This window comes from Desulfuromonas sp. CSMB_57 (assembly GCF_020194955.2).
Classification (GTDB): Bacteria; Desulfobacterota; Desulfuromonadia; order Desulfuromonadales; family Syntrophotaleaceae; genus JAFCIY02.
Genome location: NZ_JAFCIY020000039.1, coordinates 81,834 through 102,289, shown reverse-complemented (window position 1 = coordinate 102,289; position 20,456 = coordinate 81,834). Strand labels below are relative to the sequence as shown.

Here is a 20,456-nt window from a genome sequence, read left to right as displayed (position 1 = left end):
CGGATCTGCAGTTCGCTGTCGATCTTGAAAGCGCCATGGACCACCACCAGTTCGCCTTCGGCGAGCCCTTCTCGAACGAGGTACCAATCACCGACCCGAGGCCCGAGTTCCACCTGACGCGGCTCGAAGGTGGGCTGTTCGGTTCCCGGCACCTGGACATAAACCAGTGCCCGCCGGCCGGTCAGCAACGGTGCCGAAGCGGGAATCATCAGGGGCTGGGCATCCGACTTCGTCGCCGCCTTCAAAACCTTGGCCGCGTCAGGCCGAATGGTGCCGCGCACCAGCATGCCCGGCTTGAACCGAGCCTCCGGATTGGGCAATTCCACCCGCACCCGCACGCTGCGGGAACCATCGCTGAGCACCGGATCGACAAAAACGACCTTGCCCCGGAAACGTTCCCCCGGATGGGCTTCACTGCCGAACACCACGCTCTGCCCGGTAGCCAGCCAGGGCAAGTCGGACTCGTACACATCCAACATGACCCAGACCCGCGACAGATCGGCCAGGGTAAAGAGCGGCTGTCCGGTTTCGACATACATGCCGTCGGCGACCTGTCGCTCCAGGACCGTTCCGCCCAACGGCGCCGCGATCACCAAACGCTCACGAATTTCGCCGCGCGCCTCGATCAGGGCAATCTCGGACGAGCTCAATCCCCACAGCCGCAGCTTGTCCCGGCCGGCTCGCAGCATGGCCTGAAGTCCCGACGCTGATTCCGGCGGTTCGGCGGCCACGCGTTTGAGGGTCTGCAACAGTTCCTCCTGGCCGGTGACCAGTTCCGGGCTGTAAAGTTCGACCATGGGCTGTCCCTGGCGAACCTGCATGCCGGTGAAGTTGACATAGAGCCGTTCCACACGGCCCGGCACCCGGGCGGTAATGGTCCGCAGTCGGGTTTCGTCGGCTTCGATACGCCCAAACACCGCGATCTCCGCAGTCGTGATGCGACGTTCCGCCGGATAGGTCCGAATCTGCATCAGGGCCATGGAACGCGGGCTCAGGCGCAGGCGCGGCAGGTCCGCACCATCCCCGTCCTCTGCGTCATGGCCGGCATGTTCATCCTGAGGCACCGGGATCAGGTCCATGCCGCAGATGGGGCATTTGTCATCGGGATTGGTCGAACGTACCTGGGGATGCATGGAGCAGGTGTAATACGCCGGCTTGGCTGCCTGCTCCTTGGCGACCGAGGTGGCCGCCGTTGGATGTTCATGCCTGCCGCGGCGGCCCCAGAGCAGTCCCGCGGCAACCAACAGTAGCACTACCAGCACCCATTGCCAGCGCAACCAAGTTCTCCAATGCAGGTATTTTTCCCACTCTATTTTCATAGTCCTGTCCTTTGTAAAAATAGCCGGCAAAGCCGGTTGTCCAAAAAGCGCCGACTCAATCCCGCCCCAGAAGGGTTTCGCTGTCCACCCCGGCCAGGGTTTCCAATTGCAGCAGCTTCCGCTCCCGCGCCACCTGAGCCTCGGCAATCAGCAACCGCATGGCAAGCTGGGAACGTTGGATCTCGATCAGTTCCCCATAGGTGCTGCCGCCGGTGGCCAGACTCCTGGCCAGAATGGCCTGTTGCTGCTCAAGTTGCGGCAGGACAAGGTCCTGCAGCAGGTCCCGCTGGCGCTCCAGATCCCGCACCAATCGCAAAGCAGCCACAAACTGCGCGGCCCGCTCCAGCCGCGCCTGCCGATACTCCGCCTCGGCCTCGCGCAGCATGGCCCGGGCCTCCTCGATGGAGGAACGCACCCGCGTCAGGTTGCCCGGCAAAGAAAACATGGCTCCCACAGCCCGGGAAATGGACCCGGTGATGGAAAACTGGGGTGCGATATCGGGGAAATAGGCCATCCCGGCCAGCTTCACGGCACCGGATTGCGCCGCCGCCTCATGGCCCAGAGCCTGCAATTCGGGATTGCGCTCCACGGCCATGGCCAGCAGCGGTCCGTCCTCGGGTGGCAACGGGCGGAGTTCCGGCAGCCGGGCGGGCGGCAGCAGTTCCGTTGTCGGTGACAGAGCCAGCAGGCTTGCCAGCATGGCCTTCATGGCCGGTAATTCGGCGGTCATGGCGGCCAGATCGTTATTGGCCATTTCCAGTTCGATCCGAGCCTGCAGCAGAGACGTCTGGGGCCCGCCGGTGCGCACCTGCTGTTCAGCGGTGGCAACCAAGGCATCCAGAAGCCGGACCTGTTCCCCCTGGAGCCGCAACCGCTCCCCTTGCAGGGCGTAATCCAGGTAAGCCGACAATACCCTTTCCTGCAGGCCGAATTTGGCCGCCTCAAAACGCAGCCGCCGGGCATGGAGTTCTTCCAGGGCGATGCGGCTCTGTTGAGCCACCTTGCCGGGCCACTGCAGCATCATTCCCGGATCGAAGCCAACGCTGAGCGTGGTGCGATCCCAGGTCTTCATGCGTTCGCGGGAAAACATGTAATCGTATCCCAGGGCCAGGTTTCCGTCGGGATAGGAGGACCTGCCGCGCAGTCGTGCCACGGCGGCGGCCCAGCGGTGATAGGCCGCTTCCAGTTCGCCATTGGCGGCAAAGGCTCTTTGCAGCACCTCCTGCCAATCAGGCTGCTCGGTCAATACCGGCAGCTCGCGCTGCTCGTAGGGCACCAGCCAGGAACCCGCGGCCGCAGCCAACCGCTCTTCCTCGGCGCCGATCTGCCGTCGGTTGAAGGCACAGCCTCCGGCCAGCAAGGCGCCGACCAGGAGCAACGGCAAGACCTTGTGAAGCGCTGTCAGCCTTGGTCGCGTCGGCAGTTCATCGGAAAGTTGTTCAATCATGGCTTTCCCCATCTGGATTGATTGCCAATGCCTCTTTCCGCCGGCGGCGCTTGCGGCGCAACGGAATCCGCGAAAGCCTTTGCAAGCAGATACGGAGCGGCCCCGTTCAGAAAGTTCCACAGCTAAGTCCGGCAGGCGGGCTTGGCAGACGAATAAAAACGGAGGTTCGCGCTCAGGCATGGAGCCCGAATACTCCAGTGGCGTACTAAAGAGTCTACAAAAAAAGATTGGAAATGCAAAAACCTGCCTAGGCAATCAGATCAGGAAGGAACAGCAGAACAGAAAGACGGGTGCGCCCCGGCCTGGCCGTTGGGCATGCTTTCGGGAAAAACGGTGGACGGACCGAGCGGCCATGGATAAGGCCGGCAACGGTACCAAAGGAATATCGGCAACGATAGGTATGGGAGGCTGCGGGGCGGATGATATGGGGAGATGCGCCGGAGGCTCCCGGCGGGGAACGCCGACTTCGCAGCAAGCACGGTTTTCGTCCTGGGATTCGGCCTCGGAATGGACTTCCGGCGCCTCACCACAGGGACAGGTCAGCTGTTTCGCCTCTGGCATGCTGCAATGATGGGGTACCTTGGCCAGAACCCCGGAGGGAACGGCCAGGTTCAACAGCAGGAGCAGAAGAAATAGGCGTGCCAGCATACAAACCCTGGAAATTTTCTATTGTGTCATAAGAAGAAAAATCAAACCCAGTGCCGCTTCCACCCACCTTAGCAGCCGGCCCCATCAAGGAAGCCATATAGTATAAATTTTGTCAATAAAAATCCGGACGATAGGTCAAAATATCAAAGAAGAATTATCAATTTTATATTTTTATTATATTGTACTCAGTATCGCCTGGTTAAGTTTTTGAAGTTTCGTCAATGGGAAAATCTGGTTATGCACTAGTTGAGGCCGGACGCCCGAAGGGCCTCAGCCTCAGTTGAAAATTGATCACGGGTTGCGTGACGCCTCAGCACCTTGACTGGGCCTTTTCGTGCATTAGTCCCAGCAACGCACCTTTCTACAGCCCAAGCCGGGTTCGTTTGAGCAGCAGCGAGTTGCCGATCACCGAGAGTGAGCTGGTGGTCATGGCAATCACGCCGATCATGGGGTGAAGCAAACCCAGGGCCGCAATGGGTATGGCGGCCGCGTTATAGAACGAGGCCCAGAACAGGTTCTGAACGATTTTGCCGTAGGTGGCCCGTGAGAGTTCAACCGCTTCCACCACTTTAATGAGCTCGCCCCGGACCAAAGTGACATCGGCCGCTTCGATGGCCACATCCGCGCCGGCGCCGATGGCGATCCCCACGTTGGCCTGTTTAAGGGCCGGCGCATCGTTGATTCCGTCACCCACCATGGCCACTGTCTGACCGTGCTTTTCCTGCAGTCGACGCACGGCATCAACCTTGCCTTCCGGCAGGACCCCGGCCAGCACTTCCTCGATACCGACCTGGGCTGCAACGCTGCGCGCCGTGCGCTCATTATCCCCGGTGATCATTACCTGCCAGATGCCCATGTCCTTGAGCGCGGCCACTGCCGCTATTGAATCTTCTTTCAAGGTGTCGGAGACGGCGATCACCCCTGCCGCCCTGTCTTCGATAGCCACCAGCATGGCGGTTTTCCCCTCGCTTTCCAGACGGGCCAGGGAATTTTCCAATGCTTGCGTATCAATGCCCGCTTCCGCCAGCAGCCTGCGACCGCCCACCCGGACGAACCGGCCGCCGATGAACCCCTGCACGCCGGCGGCGGTAATGGACTTGAATTCCTCGACCTTGGGTACCTCCAGGCCGCGATCCCGGGTCCCTTCCACAATAGCCTGCCCCAGGGGATGTTCCGACCCGGCTTCCACCCCGGCCGCGGCTTGCAGCAGGGTGTCCTCGTCAAAACCTGCCGCCGGCAGCACGTCGGCCAGAGTCGGTTCGCCTCTGGTGATGGTGCCGGTCTTGTCAAGGACGATTACCTTGATGTCCTTGAGCATCTGAATGGCCTCTCCGGAACGGATGAGTACCCCGCGCTCCGCCCCCATGCCGGAACCCACCATGATGGCGGTGGGCGTGGCCAGCCCCAGGGCGCACGGGCAGGAAATAACCAAAACCGCGATGGCGGCGAGCATGGCGATCATCAGGGGTGACAGCTCAGGATTGACCCAGGGCAGAAAACCGGCGCCCCAAAAGAGGATGGGTCGCAATGTCTCGGCGAACAGCAACCAGATGGTGAAGCTTGCCAGAGCAAGCACGATGACCACCGGTACAAAGTAACTGGTGACGCGGTCGGCGAACTCCTGGATGGGCACCTTGGAGCCTTGGGCCTCCTGCACCAGCCGGATCACTTGGGCGAGGAAGGTGTCCTTGCCCACTCGGGTAGCCCGCACCCGGAGCAGCCCTTCCTTGTTGATGGTGGCGCCCAGCACCTGGGCCCCGGGGCCCTTCTCCACCGGCACCGATTCGCCGGTGGCAATGGCTTCGTCGATGTGGCTGACCCCTTCGACAATCTCGCCGTCCGTGGGGATCTTGGCTCCGGGCCGCACGACCATCAGGTCGCCAGGTTGCAGCTCATGTACAGGAATCTCCACTTCCTGGCCTGCTCGAAGCACGCTGGCGGTTTTGGCGCCCAGTGTGACCAGCTTGCGGATGGCCTCGGAGGCCCGGCCTCTGGCCCGGGTTTCCAGATAGCGGCCTAGCAGATGAAAGGTCATGATGGTGGACCCCATCTCCACGAAGGAGGTCATGGGATAGACAAAGCCCACCAGCCCGATGACGAAAGGGGGCCCGCTGCCCATGCTGATCAGCACGTCCATGTTGGCGGTGCGGTTCATCAGCGAGCGCCAGGCCGAGCGATGGGTGGCCCGTCCGCCGGCCGTGAAGATCACCGGAAAGGCGAGCAGCACGACGATGGCGAGATAGCCCGGAATCGGCTGCCAGAACATGTGCACCGCCATCAGCACCATGATGAAGGTGGTGGGGATGGCGGCGATCCAGAGACGGCGCAAGGCCTGCCGCAGATGGGCCTCTTCAATGGCTTCCGGTTCACCGGCTACAGCCTGCACGGTCAGGTCCTCTACCCGGGTGACCTCGTAACCGGCCTTTTCCACCGCCTCCCTCACGGCCCGATCGGTTACTGCGGTGCCAGACTCCAGCTCCACGGTCAGCCAGTTGGAAGAGATATCGGTTTTCAGCTCCCGGATTCCGGGCAGCCGCCGAACCGAGGTGGCGACCAGGCCGGCGCAGTGATTGCTGCCCATTCCCGGCACGGTGAGCCGCAGCTGCTTGCCGTGAGGTTCGATCGGGCCTTCCGATTCCATCCCGGCCACCTCGTAACCGGCCTTTTCCACCGCATCTTTTACTGCCAGGCCATCAATGCCGGCTCCAGGTTCCAGCTCCACGATCAGGATGGTATTGGCAATGTCGGTTTTCAGGTTGCGGATTCCCGAAAGCCGCCGGACAGACTGGGAGACCAGCCCGGCGCAGTGATCACTGCCCATCCCGGGCACGGTGAGGCGCAGGCGCAAAGGGGTGGTCCCTTCTTCGTTCCGGTCCGGACTGTCAGTCTTCCCGGAATCTTGCTCAGAACTTTTCTCTGAAGTGGGATGCCGGGGCCGGTCTTCTGCATCCATTCTTTGAAAACTGCGGCGCCGCAGGAACCATCCAACCACTGCGAACACGAGCAGCAGGACAACCCCGCTGATAATTGTCAATGTTTGAGCATCCATTTATACCTCCTCTTACTGTGAGCGGTCCCTCCTCGGAATAAACATGGGCACACTCCTCTGGTACTCGCGGTACTCGTCACCGAACTTTTCGACCATCTGACGCTCTTCTTTTCGTGCAAGTAAAGTATAAGCGATCACAATGACCGGGAACGCCGCTACCGAGACAATGGTGGGCCAGTGCACAATCCCTTCGCCGAAAACAATAAGAAACAGTCCGGTATATTGCGGGTGACGCATGCGGGAATAGATCCCCTCGGTCACCAATCTGTCTTCCTTTCGGGCACGATGGATTCTGCGCCATCCATCCGCCACTAGCGTTGCCCCGGCAAAGACGATTGTGTACCCTGCCAACATGGCGACGGCATGAGCTGCCTGCGTGCCGAAAATCTGTGCCCAGAGGTTGCCTCCCTCACCCCATTTGAGGTCGAGGCCGAAAAACCTGGCCAAAAAATAGATGGTCAGAGGAAATCCGTACATCTCCGCATAGAATGCAATAATAAAGGCCTGGAGCACACCGGCACGCGACCATTCTTTCCAGCTCTGCGGCGCCAGGTAGCGATACATCAGCCATGAGACCACCACTGCGACAATGGTGGCCAATCCCCATGTTCCGACATGCATGTGTCATCCTCCTTCCAAACGGTCGAACACCTCTCGCAACCGGCCGTTGAACAGCTTGGCCGTCACAGTTTTAAATATCATATCCTCCTTTTAATAGTTCGCATCGGACGGTGTCATTGTTAAATTAATTGATACCAACCTCTGCGCCTGAAATGTGCTCGCCCCTTCCTCCAGACTGACCGCATACTTCTGGTAATTAGCCAATGGGAAATTGGTTTTCTACAAACACCATAATCAATCGTAGTTTACGGAATAAAAAAAACCAAAAAAGTAGTAATTGTTGTTGACAAAAAAACATTAACAGCGTAGGGTTTTTAGACAGACAACGTAGGTCCGTGAACGAATCATCAGACCCCTGGCATGATCATTCCATTGATGGTGTAAAAATGCACAAGCGTTTGATTACATTTTTCCTGGCATTGACCCTGCTCATCCCTGCGGGTGCGTTCGGTCTGGTGCGGCATAGCTGCCTGATGACGGAAGTTGGGCAGATCTGCGTCCACCTGGAAAAGAGCCATCATCCGGCCCATGGCGAAACCGCCGAGTCCGGGTCCGTCGATTGCGAATTCAGGGCGGCTCCCCAAAGTCCGCCTGCTGTCGCCCAGGTGCAGGAAGTACGGATAGAATCTCCGCAGCCTGCGGAGACTCCACCTCTGTTCTTGGCCGTAGTCCATCATTCGGATCCCACGGACGCGACCCCGCCTGGTGGCGTGCTCCTTCATTCCTCCGGAGGGGACCCGCCCCTCTTTATCCGTCACTGCTCCCTCCTGAATTGAGATTCCTCCCGGCCGGGTCTACGCCTGGCCGCCCATAGGCTTCATGCCGGGGCATCAAGGCCTTCTTCGGGCCCAGCAGCTTACCGGTGCGAAACCTAACTTTCTGAATACTTTCCGAAAACCAGCGTTCTAAAAATCAACAGTGACAGGCTTGCCTGTTTCAGGCCGGAGGCCGTGCGCAAGTTTTGCAGCCGAGTCATGGCAAGTACCAGGCAACCCAAATTGGAGGTATCCATGTTTAACGTCAAACTGACCGGGGCATTAGCCCTTATTCTGAGTGTATCCCTGTTCGCGGCCTCTGCCCAGGCCGCTGTCGGCAAAAGTGGCTACACCCTGCGCAAGCAGGCCTCGCAAGAAACCATCAGAAGCAAAGAAGGTACCGCCCGTCTTGCGCAGGACGAGAAGCAAGATGAGGCAAGGAAAAGGGTTGCAAGCGCTCGCGACCACAAATCCGGCATTCGCCGCTAAGCATAGGAGGCAACCATGAAATTCCAAAAAGTACTGGTCCCCATTCTGGCTATGGCCCTGTTCACCACCCCGGCTCTGGCCGAGGCGACGAAAGGGCACGGGAAGCAGGTGACGTCCAACACCGAGACAGTTCGGTCTGCGGGCGAAACGGCTAAAAAATGCTCGCACATGAAGCAGGACATGGCCGCTCGGCCTGCTGCACACCAAGGAGATGCAACCGATCGGCAGGACGAGCGTGCCGACACCAACGAACATATCCATAGCCAAAAGTGATAAACAAAGGGGGACCGTCGAGAGATGGTCCCCCGAAATTTTTGACAGAAGCCTGTTAGACTTGAAAGATAGCCACGATATACGCTTGGGTGACTCCAACTACCAAGGCGGTCATATGGGCCGCAACGAACACAACCAGAGGAGGCAGTCATGACACACGTGAACATGGGAAGCTTCGGCTGGGCCCTGGCCCTGCTGTTGGGCGGGTTGCTGATTTCCAGCCCCGGTAGCGCCATGGAACACGGCTCTGCGGGAAAAACACTGGAGGGGCCCATGCCCGAGATGGGCAGGGGTCAGATCATGATCGGGCAGGCTGTGGAAATGGGCGTCAGGGCCATGTTTCATCTACTACCCCTCGAGCCCGGGAGCGAATCCGGCGCGACCCACCACCTGATGGTAAAGCTGACGGACACGGCTTCGCGAAAAACCATCACCAGTGGCGAGGTGCGGGTGAAAGTCATCGCGCCGGGGGACAAGGCGGCTCATGAGGGCAAGCCGCCCCGCATCACTCAGTATGTCGTACCGATCGAGCTCGACCTTCCCGAGGGAGAGCAGGGAACCCCTCCCGGCAAGATGGGAGGCATGAGCGGGCATTTCGGCACCGATGTGATTATAGACAGCCCGGGTATCTGGCACTTTGAAACCGTTACGCGACTGGCAGACGGCATCGAACGCACCTTTGATGCCCATTACAGAGTAAAATAACCTCATTCCGGGGCCGCTGGCTGGCAGTACCGGCTATTCACAAACTACTCCATCCATGGGCCGCCGAATCAGGCGGCCGTTTTTTGAAGAATGGGGCAACCGAAAGCGGGCACAGGGCCCATGGTATCGCCAACGGCCCAGAAAAGTGCAGTGACCGAGAAGATTCTTTCCGGCTCGGCAGAATCCCTGGGGCTCAACGTTTTGCGCCGATCGCTTTCACTCCAGATCCTTCTTCATCTGCGCGAACTGTTCCTTGCTGATTTCTCCCCTGGCGTAGCGGGCCTTAAGAATGTCGAGAGGTTTCTGCGAGGTCTCCCTTCCGCCGTCGGACTTGCCCAGGCCGACCAGCCAACGAACGAGAAAGACCAGTCCTATAATGAAAATTCCCCAGAACAGAATCATGAAAATCCACATCATCGGGTTCATCATGCCCCATCCGTTCATCATGCCGTTGCCGTACATTTTTCGTCCTTTCGAAAGGAACAGCCCGGTCAGAAAATGAGCGACAGCCCCCCGCCGAAGCCGTATTCCGAATGCCATTTACCGATCAGGGCCGCCCGTCTGGTAAGCAGATAGTGCAGGCCGACGGAACCTTCCCACTGGTCGTGAGTGTCGTACTCCACTTCACCGTGCAGTCCAAGCCGGGGGGTGAGTGCCCATTCTTTGCCCAGCGCGAAGCGGCCACCGGCTTCGGTGTCCACCCACAGGGTCGATTCCAGGTTCAGGGGCAGCAGATATTTCAATCCGAATATACCGCGCAACTCCTCCGTATCCCAGCCTTCGCCCAAGACGTTTAGCCCAGCGAAAAATGAGGTGAAGCGGTTCACATACCACCCTGCTGTGACGATCCCTTCCCATTCGGTTTTGTCGACCTGCTGCCAGCCCACTTCCCAGGTTCCCGCCAGCAGGATCCGGGTTTTGCTCAGGGAAATCTCCCCCCCGGTCATGTTGCTGAGCAGATCCGCCCGGGCCCAGGCGAACCAGGGGTCGTGGGACAGGCGGGACTGCACCGCCCGAACCTCGGCCTGTGGTTCAAATCCCTCGTAGTGGACGACGTTCGCCATACCGCTCTCCATGTGATAGAGCAGGTGGCAGTGAAAGAACCAGTCGCCGGGCTCATCGCTGTAAAACTCCATGACGGTGGTCGCCATAGGGGGCACGTCCACGGTGTGCTTGAGCGGGGCGTAGTCCCCCTGGTCGTTGACGACCCGGAACAGATGCCCGTGCAGGTGCATGGGGTGGTGCATCATGGTGCGGTTGATCAGGATGAAGCGGACGTTTTCCCCTTCCCTGATCAGGATGCGGTCCGCCTCGGAAAGGGGTTTATTATCCATCAGCCAGACAAATCGCTCCATATCGCCATCGAGGGTCAGGCGGATTTCCCGAAGCGGCCGGTCGGCCGGCAGACTGGTGGGTCTGACCGAGCGCAGTGCGGCGTAAGGGGTCAGCGGGCGCTGCTGACTGCCTTCGACGGCCAGATGTTCGCGCGAGGAGACGTCCGTCGCCAGGAATCCGAAGTGGGTGCCGTAGGGACGGGCAGAGCGGGGCGTGGTGGGAGCATGGACGTCAGTGCCCCGTCGTGCCGGCGGCGCCAAGTCGACGACCGGATGGTGGTGAGGCGACTCCCCGTCGGACAGGGCGTCCGGTTTGGCGGCGGGCGAAGAGGACTGGTCGGCCATGGTCCGACGGCCGGCTTCCTGCATGGGAGGATGGTGATGCATGGAAGAAGCGGGGGCCTCGTGATGCATGTGAGGCACGGATTCGGCGGCCGGCTCGGCGTGCTCGTGTTCCATGTCGGGCATGTGCACCATGCCGGGGCGGTCGAAGCGACCCTGCTTTACCAGGGAATCCGGCATGCCCATGACCCCGGCCGGCGTCAGGGCAAAGAGCGTTGACAGGCTGCCGTGGCGCATGCCCTTGTAGAGGTTCGGCCGGGGGATATCCGGCGCTGCATGCCTGGTGCCGGTGCCGATCCAGACCGAGGCGTGGCCGGAGCCGTCGTGGGCGGTCGCCCGGAATTCGAAGGCGCCCTCCCCGGGCACGGTCACCAGCACGTCGTAGGTTTCGGCGACCGCGATCAAAAAGCGTTGTTGTTCGACGGGTTCCACCGATTGCCCGTCGGCGGTGACGACCGTCATGGGGCCGCCGGCGTATTCCAGGTGAAAATAGGTGGAAGAGGAGCCGTCGATGATCCGCAACCGCACCGTCTCGCCCGGTTTGGCCGGAATGGTGGTCTCGACCTCGCCGTTGGCCAGGAAATAGTCATAGGCCACGTCCGAGATATCCATCGGCGGCATGCGCTGCAGGTCCTGGAAAAGATACGCCCCGAGGGCTCCGGCGCGGCCCGCGCCGAGCAGGCTCTGGCCCGAGCCCTTTTCCAAGGCGAACCATTCGCTGCCTCGCTTCAGGGTGCGCAGGACCTCGTGGGGGTCGTCGGTGGTCCAGTCCGAGAGCAGCACCACATGATCCCGATCCGCATGGCGCTGGAATTCGTCCTCGGTGATGACGATTGCCCCGTACAGACCGCTCTGTTCCTGCAGTTCGGAATGGGAATGGTACCAGTAGGTGCCGGTCTGGCGGATGGGAAACTCGTAGGTGAAGGTGGTGCCGGGCTCGATGGGAACCTGGGTGATGAAGGGCACGCCGTCCATGTTCGGCGGCAGCAGGATGCCGTGCCAGTGAATGGAGGTGGCGACATCCATCTCGTTGGTCACGTGGATGCGTGCCAGGTCCCCTCGGTCGAAGTACAGGGTCGGCCCCGGAATCCGGTCGTTGATGGTCATGCCTTCGGCCCGTTTGCCCTGGATGACGATCGGTTGCCGGGCGAGGGTCAGGTGATATTCCCGGACCGCGGCCAGCCCGGGGGATGACCCAGCGATAAGGAATACCAGCATCGACAATACGGTTTTTCGGATCATGGCGGTCCCTTCTTAATGCTGTTTATTAGAAAACAAAGCTCAGCCTCCCATGACTTGAGAAATTATATCCAAGCGCAGAAAAGATGCTTGAAACCACGATAAATAATAAAAATTAATTTTATCAAAGCCCTCCAAGCGCGACGCGCTACCACCTCCATACCCTATTTTTTTACTAAAAATACAAAAGCCATGCCCAATTCTTTTATTGACTTTTTTGATTTGGTTTGTTACCACTTATACATAGTTGATTTATCAACAACTGCGCAACGCATCTAAGAAGGGACGGCTCATGACCAGAGAACAGATCCTGGACTACCTGAAAACCACCGACGAAAGTCATCTGGAAACCCTGTGGCAGACTGCCGACGGAGTACGCCGGCAGGAGGTGGGTGATGCCGTGCATCTGCGCGGCCTGCTGGAAATCTCCAACCATTGCATCCGCCAATGTCACTACTGCGGCCTGCAGGCCGGCAATACGGCCGTCACCCGCTACCGGATGCCGGTCGAAGAAATCCTGGCCTGTGCCCATGAAGGCCTGAGTTTCGGCTACGGCACGGTGGTCATCCAAGCTGGGGAAGATCCCGGCCTGACCCGGCAATGGGTGGCCGATCTGGTGCGGCGCATCAAGGGTGAGACCCCCCTGGCCGTCACCCTGAGCCTCGGCGAGCGCAGCGAAGAAGATTTGGCCGCCTGGCGCCAGGCGGGCGCGGATCGCTATCTGCTGCGTTTCGAGACCTCCAATCCAACCCTCTACCAGCGCATCCACCCGGCTCTGCCGGGCGGCGCACCGGACCGAATCACCCTGCTGCGCACCATCAAGGCCCTCGGCTATGAAACGGGCAGCGGCGTCATGATCGGCATTCCCGGCCAGACCTGGGATGATCTGGCCGCGGACATCGAACAGTTCCGTGCACTCGAACTCGATATGATCGGGGTCGGTCCCTTCATCCCCCATGGCGCCACCCTGCTGGGTCAACCGGGCGCCTCGACCATCGCATCCGAGGAACAGGTGCCCAACACGGAACTGTTGACCTACAAGGTCATGGCCCTGGCTCGCCTGGTCTGCCCGTCGGCCAACATCCCGGCCACCACCGCCCTGGCGACCCTCAATACCCCGACCGGCCGGGAACTCTGCCTGTCCCGCGGGGCGAACATCGTCATGCCCAACCTGACCCCGAAAAAATACCGGGCCCTCTACGAAATCTATCCATCCAAGGCCTGTATCGACGAGACGGCTTCCGACTGTCGCGCCTGCATGCACGGCCGGATCCGCTCCATCGGTCGCGAAGTCGGCCGGGGACGCGGCGATGCGCCCCGGCGCCAATTGGCCTGAAGGACCAAAACCGCCGGACCCGCAGCAGGCTCAATGTGCTGCGGGTCCGCGATCGGATGCGACCCTGATTGCAAAGCGAACAAGGCAAGTTTTCGAAGAAATTGTTGACATTTTTAGTAGATTTATCGGAAAATCTCCTATAGCCAAAAACTTTCTAGCAGGGGGACAATCCGATGCAAGAGGAAAAATTAATTGAAGAAATCCGGGCGCTGGCGGCGCAACGCAACGCCCTGATTCTGGCTCATAACTACCAGCGCGATGAAATCCAGGAAATTGCCGATCTGACCGGCGATTCCCTGGGCCTGTCCCTGGCCGCCGCCCGGACCGACAAGGACGTCATTGTCTTCTGCGGCGTGCACTTCATGGCGGAGAGCGCCGCGATCCTGGCCCCGGACAAGACCGTCCTGTTGCCGCGCCTGGACGCCGGCTGTCCCATGGCCGACATGATCACCGCCGAAGGCCTGCGGGAGATGAAACAAAAATATCCGGACGCCACGGTGGTCACCTACGTCAACAGCACCGCCGCCACCAAGGCCGAGACGGATATCTGCTGCACCAGCGCCAATGCCGTGCAGGTGGTCCGCTCCCTGCCGCCGGGGGAAATCATCTTCGCCCCGGATCGCAACCTGGGCCGCTATGTCGCCTCACGTTGCCCGGAACGGACTTTTCATTTCTGGCCCGGCTTCTGCCCGACCCACGAGAACCTGCGGCCCGAGGCCATCAAAAAGATCATGGCCGCTCATCCCGGCGCGCCCTTCATCGCCCATCCCGAATGCCAGCCGGACGTGCTGGAACTGGCCGACCACATCTGCTCGACCAGCGGCATGTACGAATATGTCCGCAACCATCCCGGTCCCAAGTTCATCATCGGTACCGAGATGGGCATTCTCTACCGGATGCGCAAGGAAAACCCGGACAAGGAATTCATCCTGGCCGGCGACGTGCTGATCTGCCCCAACATGAAGCTCATCGGCCTGGAGGATCTGCGCGACAGTTTGTTGAACATGGCGCCCCGGGTGACCGTGCCGCAGGATATCGCGAAGCGGGCCCGCATCGCCTTGGAGCGCATGCTGGCCGTGCCAAGGGAGAGCTGAATACCGGGCTTCCAGGAGCTGTGAACCGATGCTCAAGAGTGACGACATCATCATCATCTTCGGCTCGCCCCACCGGGCCATGAAAGCCGAAAAGATTCTCAAGCAGGCGCACTTGCCCATCACCCTGATTCCGGCACCCGCCGGCCTGGTGGAAGGCTGCGCCTTGGCCATCCGCCTGGCGGAGAATATTTTCCAGGCGGTCCTGGCGACTTTGGCGGCGGCCGGCATGGAACCGAGCAAAGCCTTTCGCCAGACGCCGACCGGCCTGCAGCCGGTGGAAAAAGCGGCTTGAGATTATCCCAACCAGCGGAATTTACCATGGCGGACATCTATCTCGACAATGCCGCAACATCCTTTCCCAAGGCCCCGGGTGTCAGCCGCGCCGTGGCCGAGGTCATCGACCACCTTGGGACCAGTCCGGGCCGCGGCAGCTATCGGCTGGCCCTGCAGGCGGGCCGGCTGCTGTTCGACATTCGCGAAACCGTGGCGGACTTCTTCGGCATCGCCGACGCCTCGCGGGTGGTGTTCACTTCCGGGGCGACGGAAGCTCTCAACCTGGCCTTGTTCGGCCTGTTGCAGCCCGGGGATCGGGTGATCACCAGCAGCATGGAGCACAATGCCGTCCTGCGTCCTCTGCATGCCCTGCAGCAGCGGGGCATCGAGGTGGTGCGGGTGCCTGCCGACGCCTCCGGACTGGTTGCTGCCCATGACATCCGCGCGGCGGCAACTCAAGGCACCAAGCGAACCCGCATGGTGGCCCTTACCCATGCCGCCAACGTCACCGGCACCATCCAGCCCATTGAAGAACTTGGACCCTGGTGCCGAGCCGAGGGCATCCTGCTGCTGGTGGACGCGGCCCAGAGCGCCGGACTGCTGCCCATCGACGTCGAAGCCCAGGGCATCGATCTGCTCGCCGTGCCGGGGCACAAAAACCTGCTGGGCCCGGCCGGCACCGGTTTTCTCTACGTCCGGGAGGGGCTGCAGCCCCGGCCCCTCAATTTTGGCGGGACCGGCGGCGATTCCACGTCCCCCCTGCCTCCGGAGGAATTGCCGGAACGCCTGGAGAGCGGCACGGTCAATCTGCCCGGTCTGGCGGGCTTGCGGGCGGGCCTGCTGTACCTGCAAAGCCGCGGCCTGCAAGCGGTACGCCGCCACAAAGCGGCCCTGCTGGAGCAGGTGCTGAGCGGCCTGAAACGCCTTGACGGGGTTCGCATCTACGGTCCCGGGGAAGCTGCATGCCATGCCGGGGTGGTTTCCATCAACCTTGCCGGTCGCGATCCGGCCGAAATCGGCTACCGCCTTGATGCCGATTTCGGCATCTGCGTGCGCACCGGTTTGCATTGCGCACCCGAGGCCCACCGCACCATCGGCAGTTTTCCCGACGGCACGGTGCGCATCAGTCCCGGCCTCTTCAACACCAGCGCGGACATCGACACGCTTTTGCAGGCGCTCCACGTTCTGGCAAAGGGTTAGCAGCTTTGCGCCAGCCCCTCTTCCCCTTCAACGCCCGGAGATTGCCATGAGATTATCGACCAAAAGCCGCTACGGCCTGCGCGCCCTGTTCGACATGGCCTACAACGCCGGCAACCAGCCCATCCAGGTCAAGGATATTTCCCGGCGGCAGGGCATCTCGCCCCGCTACCTGGAACAGATTTTCCAGGCCTTCAAGAAAGCCGGCATTCTGGAGAGCAAGAAGGGACCGCTGGGCGGGTACTTGTTGGCCCGGCAACCGGACCGGATCACCGTACGGGAAGTCATCGAGGCCGCCGAAGGGGATATCCTGCTGGTCGATTGCACCGCACCGAAAGCAGCCCGCGGGAGCAAAAAGCTGTGCGCCCTGTCCGGTCGATGCGTCACCCAGACCGTCTGGCAGGAAGCCGCCGACCTCCTCAGCGCCTATTATCAGTCCATGACCCTGCAGACCCTCTGTGACCGGGCCGCCGCCATGGGCGTAACGCGCGAAGCGGACCAGCACCTCATGTTTTACATCTGAGGGAAAATCGCTTCCCGGGCCGCCGTCCCGCCTGGGCCCCCGTCCCGGGGATGCCCTGCCTTCAGTCTTTAGTCTTCAGACTTCAGCCGTCAGCCTTCAAGAGCCTGCTCCAGGTCGGCCCAAAGATCTTCCACATCTTCAATTCCCACGGACAACCGCAGCAGATTTTGCGACAGCCCCAGGCTGGCCTTGACCTCCTCGGGAACAGCCGCATGGGACATGGACCAGCAATGAGTCAGGATGGTTTCCACGCCTCCCAGGCTCGGAGCGATGATGGGCAGACGGATCCGCTCTAGCAATCGGCCGACTTGGGCGATGTGGCGCAGTTCCAGGGACAGCACCGCACCGGGTCCGGCGGCCTGGGCAAGGTGTCGGTCCCGATGGGGAAAATCGTCCAGCCCGGGGTAGTAGACCCGGTGGACGGCGGAATGCCGCCGCAGACGCTCGGCCAATTGCCCGGCGTTGCTCTGGGCCGCTTCCAGGCGCACCTTGAGGGTTTTGATGCCCCGACTGAGCAGATAGGCGTCGAAGGGCGCCAGCACATTGCCGGCGGCATTCTGATAGTGCTTCAGGCGCCGGGCCAGGTCGGCATCGGCGGTGACCGTCAGGCCGGCGAGCAGGTCCGAATGGCCGCCCAGAAACTTGGTGGCGGAATGAATCGCCACATCGATGCCCAGGGCCAGGGCGGGCTGCAACAGCGGCGTCATGAAGGTGTTGTCGAGCAAGGTCAAAAGGTTGTGGCTGCGGGCCAAGGCCACCATGGCGCGCAGATCGGTGATGCGGAACAGGGGATTGGACGGCGTCTCGATGTAAATGGCCCGGGTTTCGGGGCGGATGGCCGCGGCGACCACAGCAACATCCGTGGTATCGACAAAGTCGACGGCGATGCCCTGCCGCGGCAGCACGGTACTCAGGTAGCGATAACTGCCGCCGTACAGATCCAGGGAGGCCAGCAGGTGGTCGCCGCTCCGTAACAGGGACAGGGCCCCGGCGATGGCCGCCATGCCCGAGGCATAGGCGAAACCGGCCGTCCCGCCCTCCAACAGGGCAATGGCCTCCTCCACCTGCTCCCGACTGGGGTTGCCGCTGCGGGCATAATCGTAACCGCCCCCCTGCCCCCCCGGTTGGTGGTAAGTCGCCGCCGTATAGATGGGTACCGCCGCGGCGCCGGTAAAGGGATCCCGATCCCGGCCCTGGTGCACCAGCAGGGTGGCGGTACGCAGTTGGCGGGCATGGTCATGGGAATGGTCGGTCATAATCGTACCTCCGCGGTTCAAAGCTGCCGCAAGGCAGCCGCAACGACGCGTCGTCAGTGGTCAGTGGTCAGTGGTCAGTGGTCAGCCTTCAGCCTTCAGCCTTCAGCCTTCTGCCTTCTGCCTTCTGCCTTCAGTCTTCAGTCTTCAGCCTGCCAGCGCCTGTGCCAGATCGGCGATGATGTCTTGGGCATTTTCGATGCCCACCGATAATCGCAGCAGGCTTTCGCAGATCCCCAGGCGCAGCCGCTCTGCTTCAGGGATATCGGCATGGGTCTGCACCGCCGGCAGGGTCATGAGGGACTCCACGCCGCCAAGGCTTTCGGCGAAACTGATCAGGTTCAGCCGTTTGAGCACCTGGCGGGCCATGGTCGGACTGTCGACCCGGAAGGACAACATGCCGCCAAAGCCGTGGGCCTGGTTCCGGGCCAGGTCATGGCCGGGATGTTCCGGCAACCCGGGATAGTAGACCGCCGAGACCCTGGGATGGTGTTGCAACCACCGGGCTACCTCCAAAGCATTGCGGCCATGCCGCTCCAGCCGCAGGGCCAGGGTTTTGAGAGAACGCAACAGCAGCCAACAATCCTGAGGCGGCAATATGGCGCCGGTGGAGTTCTGGAGAAAGTAGAGCCGTTCGCCCAATTCCGCGGAACGGGCGACCAGAGCGCCGGCACAGAGGTCATTGTGGCCGCCGAAATATTTGGTCGCCGAATAAACCACCACGTCGGCGCCGAACTCCATGGGACGCTGCAGTACCGGGGTGAGGAAGGTATTATCGACGATGAACAGCAGTTCGTGCCGCCGGCACAAGTCCCCCAGGGCCCGAAGATCCGCCACTCCCAACAGAGGATTGCCGGGTGTCTCCACCAACAGAGCGCGAGTCGCAGGCCGAATCGACGTCGCCACGGCTGCGGCATCGGTGGTATCCACATAGCTGGCAGTCACGCCAAGCTTGCCGAACACCTGGTCAAGAACCCGGTAGGTGCCGCCGTACAGATCCTGGGAAACCACCAGATGGTCGCCGGAGGAAAAATGCAAAAACAAGGTGGTCAGGGCCGCCATGCCCGAGGCAAACACCAGCCCCCGGGCGCCTCCCTCCAGATCGGCCAGGGCCTCTTCCAATACCTGACGGGTCGGGTTGCCCGAGCGGGTATAATCGAAACCGGTGCTCTCCCCCACCTCCGGATGGCGATAGGTGGCACTGGGATAGATGGGAAAACTGATTGCACCGGTGGCGGCATCACGACCGACACCGTATTGCACCAGGCGACTGTCCAGACTCGGATATTGCTCGTGCACGTTCATCTCATGTCCCCCTGCCGGCTGGCCGGCACGTAAAAAGCCCCCTCAACCAGGACTGAGAAGGGGCTTCGCCGCGACCGACCCCAGGCAGGACGGTCCCGTGAAGCACCGTCCCCATTTTTCTCCGCCACCGCGGAGCAGGAATTAGCACCTGACATCCGCTTTCGGCAGACCGGTTGCTGTGGCATCGTCGGGCCTGTCCCTCCACCACTCTCCATAAAGACGCTGCTTGTTTATCAATTTTATAAACTTTATTTCACGGCGAAGTTATTTGTCAAGTTATTTGATAGCAAAAACGTGTCATATTTATCTACTATTTTACTTGTTTTTTATTGATCGATCCGTACAGTTCCGGCATAATGGTGCCATATCCCCAAACGGCAGGCCCTTTCGTGACCCTGGAATCAAAGCGGATAGGCCGGTGGAAATGAGGCGCCATGTTCACCGAAGAGCAGATAGAACGTTACTCGCGGCACATCATCCTCAAGGAAATTGGCGGCCGGGGCCAGAAAAAGCTCCTCGACAGCCGGGTCCTGATCATCGGCGTCGGCGGCCTCGGGGCGCCGGCCGCCCTGTACCTGGCCGCAGCCGGCATCGGCACCATCGGCATTGCCGATGCGGACCGGGTGGAAACGTCCAACCTGCAGCGTCAGGTCATTCACTTCACCCCGGATGTCGGCAAACCCAAAGTCGTCTCAGCCAAAGAAAAAATGACGGCCATCAACCCCGACATCCGGGTCGTCACCCATCCGACCTGGGTCCAGGCCGACAACATCCTCGACATCATCAGCGATTACGATTTCATTATCGACGGTACCGACAGTTTTGCCACCAAGTTTCTCATCAACGATGCCTGCGTGCTGGCCGCCAAGCCCTATTCCCACTGCGGCGTGCTCGGCTTTGCGGGCCAGACCATTACCGTGTTGCCCCGTGTGTCGGCCTGTTGTCGCTGCCTGTTCCACGAACCACCGCCTCCGGACACGGTTCCCAGTTGCGCCCAGGCCGGCGTTATCGGCGTGCTGCCCGGCCTGTTCGGCACCATTCAGGCGACGGAAGCGGTCAAATTCCTCCTCGGCAAAGGCGAACTGCTGACCGATCGCCTGCTGTTTCTAGACGCCCTGGAGATGCGCTTCCAAGAACTCAACCTGGAGCGGAAGCCCGATTGTCCCCTGTGCGGCACTACCCCTACCATCACGGAACTCCGGGACCAACTTGAAGCCATGACCCTCTGCGATCTCGGCAAAGTCTGAGCTTCGG

The 20,456-nt window shown here is 60.9% G+C and carries 19 protein-coding genes and 1 riboswitch; of the genes, 9 read left to right on the top strand and 10 right to left on the bottom strand.

The window, feature by feature from the left end:
• From JQN68_RS12225 to JQN68_RS12200, 6 genes are all read right to left on the bottom strand, one after another.
• Positions 1–1,319: efflux RND transporter periplasmic adaptor subunit (locus JQN68_RS12225; protein WP_249621212.1), on the bottom strand; the 1,319-nt coding region annotated here is incomplete at its 3' end.
• Between the two features lie 55 nt (positions 1,320–1,374).
• Positions 1,375–2,766 (bottom strand): TolC family protein, encoded by a 1,392-nt coding sequence (locus tag JQN68_RS12220; protein ID WP_249621211.1) that lies wholly within the window; start codon positions 2,764–2,766, stop codon positions 1,375–1,377.
• A 255-nt stretch (positions 2,767–3,021) separates the two neighbouring features.
• Positions 3,022–3,414: a hypothetical protein gene (locus JQN68_RS12215; RefSeq protein WP_225072686.1), complete on the bottom strand. Its 393-nt coding sequence runs from the start codon at positions 3,412–3,414 to the stop codon at positions 3,022–3,024.
• Positions 3,415–3,775: 361 nt separating this feature from the next.
• Positions 3,776–6,367: a heavy metal translocating P-type ATPase gene (locus tag JQN68_RS12210; protein WP_502799362.1), complete on the bottom strand. Its 2,592-nt coding sequence runs from the start codon at positions 6,365–6,367 to the stop codon at positions 3,776–3,778.
• Between the two features lie 108 nt (positions 6,368–6,475).
• The gene (locus JQN68_RS12205; protein ID WP_225072684.1) at positions 6,476–7,084 is read right to left on the bottom strand and encodes a methyltransferase family protein; all 609 of its coding nucleotides are present in this window, start codon (positions 7,082–7,084) and stop codon (positions 6,476–6,478) included.
• A 347-nt stretch (positions 7,085–7,431) separates the two neighbouring features.
• Complete coding sequence (locus JQN68_RS12200) at positions 7,432–7,761, bottom strand: hypothetical protein (RefSeq protein WP_225072683.1); 330 nt, start codon at positions 7,759–7,761, stop codon at positions 7,432–7,434.
• A gap of 333 nt (positions 7,762–8,094) precedes the next feature.
• On the opposite strand from JQN68_RS12200, the gene JQN68_RS12195 reads away from it, so the two are divergent.
• The 3 genes from JQN68_RS12195 to JQN68_RS12185 all read left to right on the top strand — a co-directional run bounded on the left by JQN68_RS12195 (position 8,095) and on the right by JQN68_RS12185 (position 9,306).
• Complete coding sequence (locus JQN68_RS12195; RefSeq protein ID WP_225072682.1) at positions 8,095–8,328, top strand: hypothetical protein; 234 nt, start codon at positions 8,095–8,097, stop codon at positions 8,326–8,328.
• A gap of 15 nt (positions 8,329–8,343) precedes the next feature.
• The gene (locus JQN68_RS12190; protein ID WP_225072681.1) at positions 8,344–8,601 is read left to right on the top strand and encodes a hypothetical protein; all 258 of its coding nucleotides are present in this window, start codon (positions 8,344–8,346) and stop codon (positions 8,599–8,601) included.
• A 150-nt stretch (positions 8,602–8,751) separates the two neighbouring features.
• A complete protein-coding gene (locus JQN68_RS12185) occupies positions 8,752–9,306 on the top strand; it encodes a hypothetical protein (protein ID WP_225072680.1) in 555 nt (184 codons plus the stop codon).
• Between the two features lie 216 nt (positions 9,307–9,522).
• Here the strand turns inward: JQN68_RS12185 and JQN68_RS12180 are convergent, their stop codons facing one another.
• Together JQN68_RS12180 and JQN68_RS12175 are read right to left on the bottom strand one after the other, a co-directional pair.
• The gene (locus tag JQN68_RS12180) at positions 9,523–9,768 is read right to left on the bottom strand and encodes an SHOCT domain-containing protein (RefSeq protein ID WP_225072679.1); all 246 of its coding nucleotides are present in this window, start codon (positions 9,766–9,768) and stop codon (positions 9,523–9,525) included.
• A 29-nt stretch (positions 9,769–9,797) separates the two neighbouring features.
• Positions 9,798–12,224 (bottom strand): multicopper oxidase domain-containing protein, encoded by a 2,427-nt coding sequence (locus JQN68_RS12175; RefSeq protein WP_249621210.1) that lies wholly within the window; start codon positions 12,222–12,224, stop codon positions 9,798–9,800.
• Positions 12,225–12,513: 289 nt separating this feature from the next.
• Between JQN68_RS12175 and hydE the strand changes: the two genes are divergently transcribed.
• From hydE to JQN68_RS12150, 5 genes are all read left to right on the top strand, one after another.
• Positions 12,514–13,557 carry a [FeFe] hydrogenase H-cluster radical SAM maturase HydE gene (gene hydE, locus JQN68_RS12170; RefSeq protein ID WP_249621209.1) on the top strand — a complete coding sequence of 348 codons (1,044 nt, stop codon included), beginning with the start codon at positions 12,514–12,516 and terminating at the stop codon, positions 13,555–13,557.
• A gap of 173 nt (positions 13,558–13,730) precedes the next feature.
• On the top strand, positions 13,731–14,651 hold the full coding sequence (gene nadA / locus JQN68_RS12165; protein ID WP_225072676.1) for a quinolinate synthase NadA: 921 nt from the start codon (positions 13,731–13,733) through the stop codon (positions 14,649–14,651).
• A gap of 28 nt (positions 14,652–14,679) precedes the next feature.
• Positions 14,680–14,943 (top strand): putative Se/S carrier protein, encoded by a 264-nt coding sequence (locus JQN68_RS12160; protein ID WP_225072675.1) that lies wholly within the window; start codon positions 14,680–14,682, stop codon positions 14,941–14,943.
• A 26-nt stretch (positions 14,944–14,969) separates the two neighbouring features.
• A complete protein-coding gene (locus JQN68_RS12155; protein WP_225072674.1) occupies positions 14,970–16,124 on the top strand; it encodes an aminotransferase class V-fold PLP-dependent enzyme in 1,155 nt (384 codons plus the stop codon).
• Between the two features lie 46 nt (positions 16,125–16,170).
• Positions 16,171–16,644 (top strand): RrF2 family transcriptional regulator, encoded by a 474-nt coding sequence (locus JQN68_RS12150; RefSeq protein WP_225072673.1) that lies wholly within the window; start codon positions 16,171–16,173, stop codon positions 16,642–16,644.
• Between the two features lie 89 nt (positions 16,645–16,733).
• Here the strand turns inward: JQN68_RS12150 and JQN68_RS12145 are convergent, their stop codons facing one another.
• Both JQN68_RS12145 and JQN68_RS12140 read right to left on the bottom strand, forming a co-directional pair.
• On the bottom strand, positions 16,734–17,900 hold the full coding sequence (locus JQN68_RS12145) for a trans-sulfuration enzyme family protein (protein ID WP_225072672.1): 1,167 nt from the start codon (positions 17,898–17,900) through the stop codon (positions 16,734–16,736).
• 144 nt (positions 17,901–18,044) lie between these two features.
• Positions 18,045–19,202 (bottom strand): trans-sulfuration enzyme family protein, encoded by a 1,158-nt coding sequence (locus JQN68_RS12140; protein WP_225072671.1) that lies wholly within the window; start codon positions 19,200–19,202, stop codon positions 18,045–18,047.
• Positions 19,203–19,310: 108 nt separating this feature from the next.
• Positions 19,311–19,422, bottom strand: a riboswitch (SAM riboswitch).
• A gap of 214 nt (positions 19,423–19,636) precedes the next feature.
• Between JQN68_RS12140 and JQN68_RS12135 the strand changes: the two genes are divergently transcribed.
• Positions 19,637–20,449 carry a HesA/MoeB/ThiF family protein gene (locus JQN68_RS12135; RefSeq protein ID WP_225072670.1) on the top strand — a complete coding sequence of 271 codons (813 nt, stop codon included), beginning with the start codon at positions 19,637–19,639 and terminating at the stop codon, positions 20,447–20,449.
• Positions 20,450–20,456: the final 7 nt, after the last annotated feature.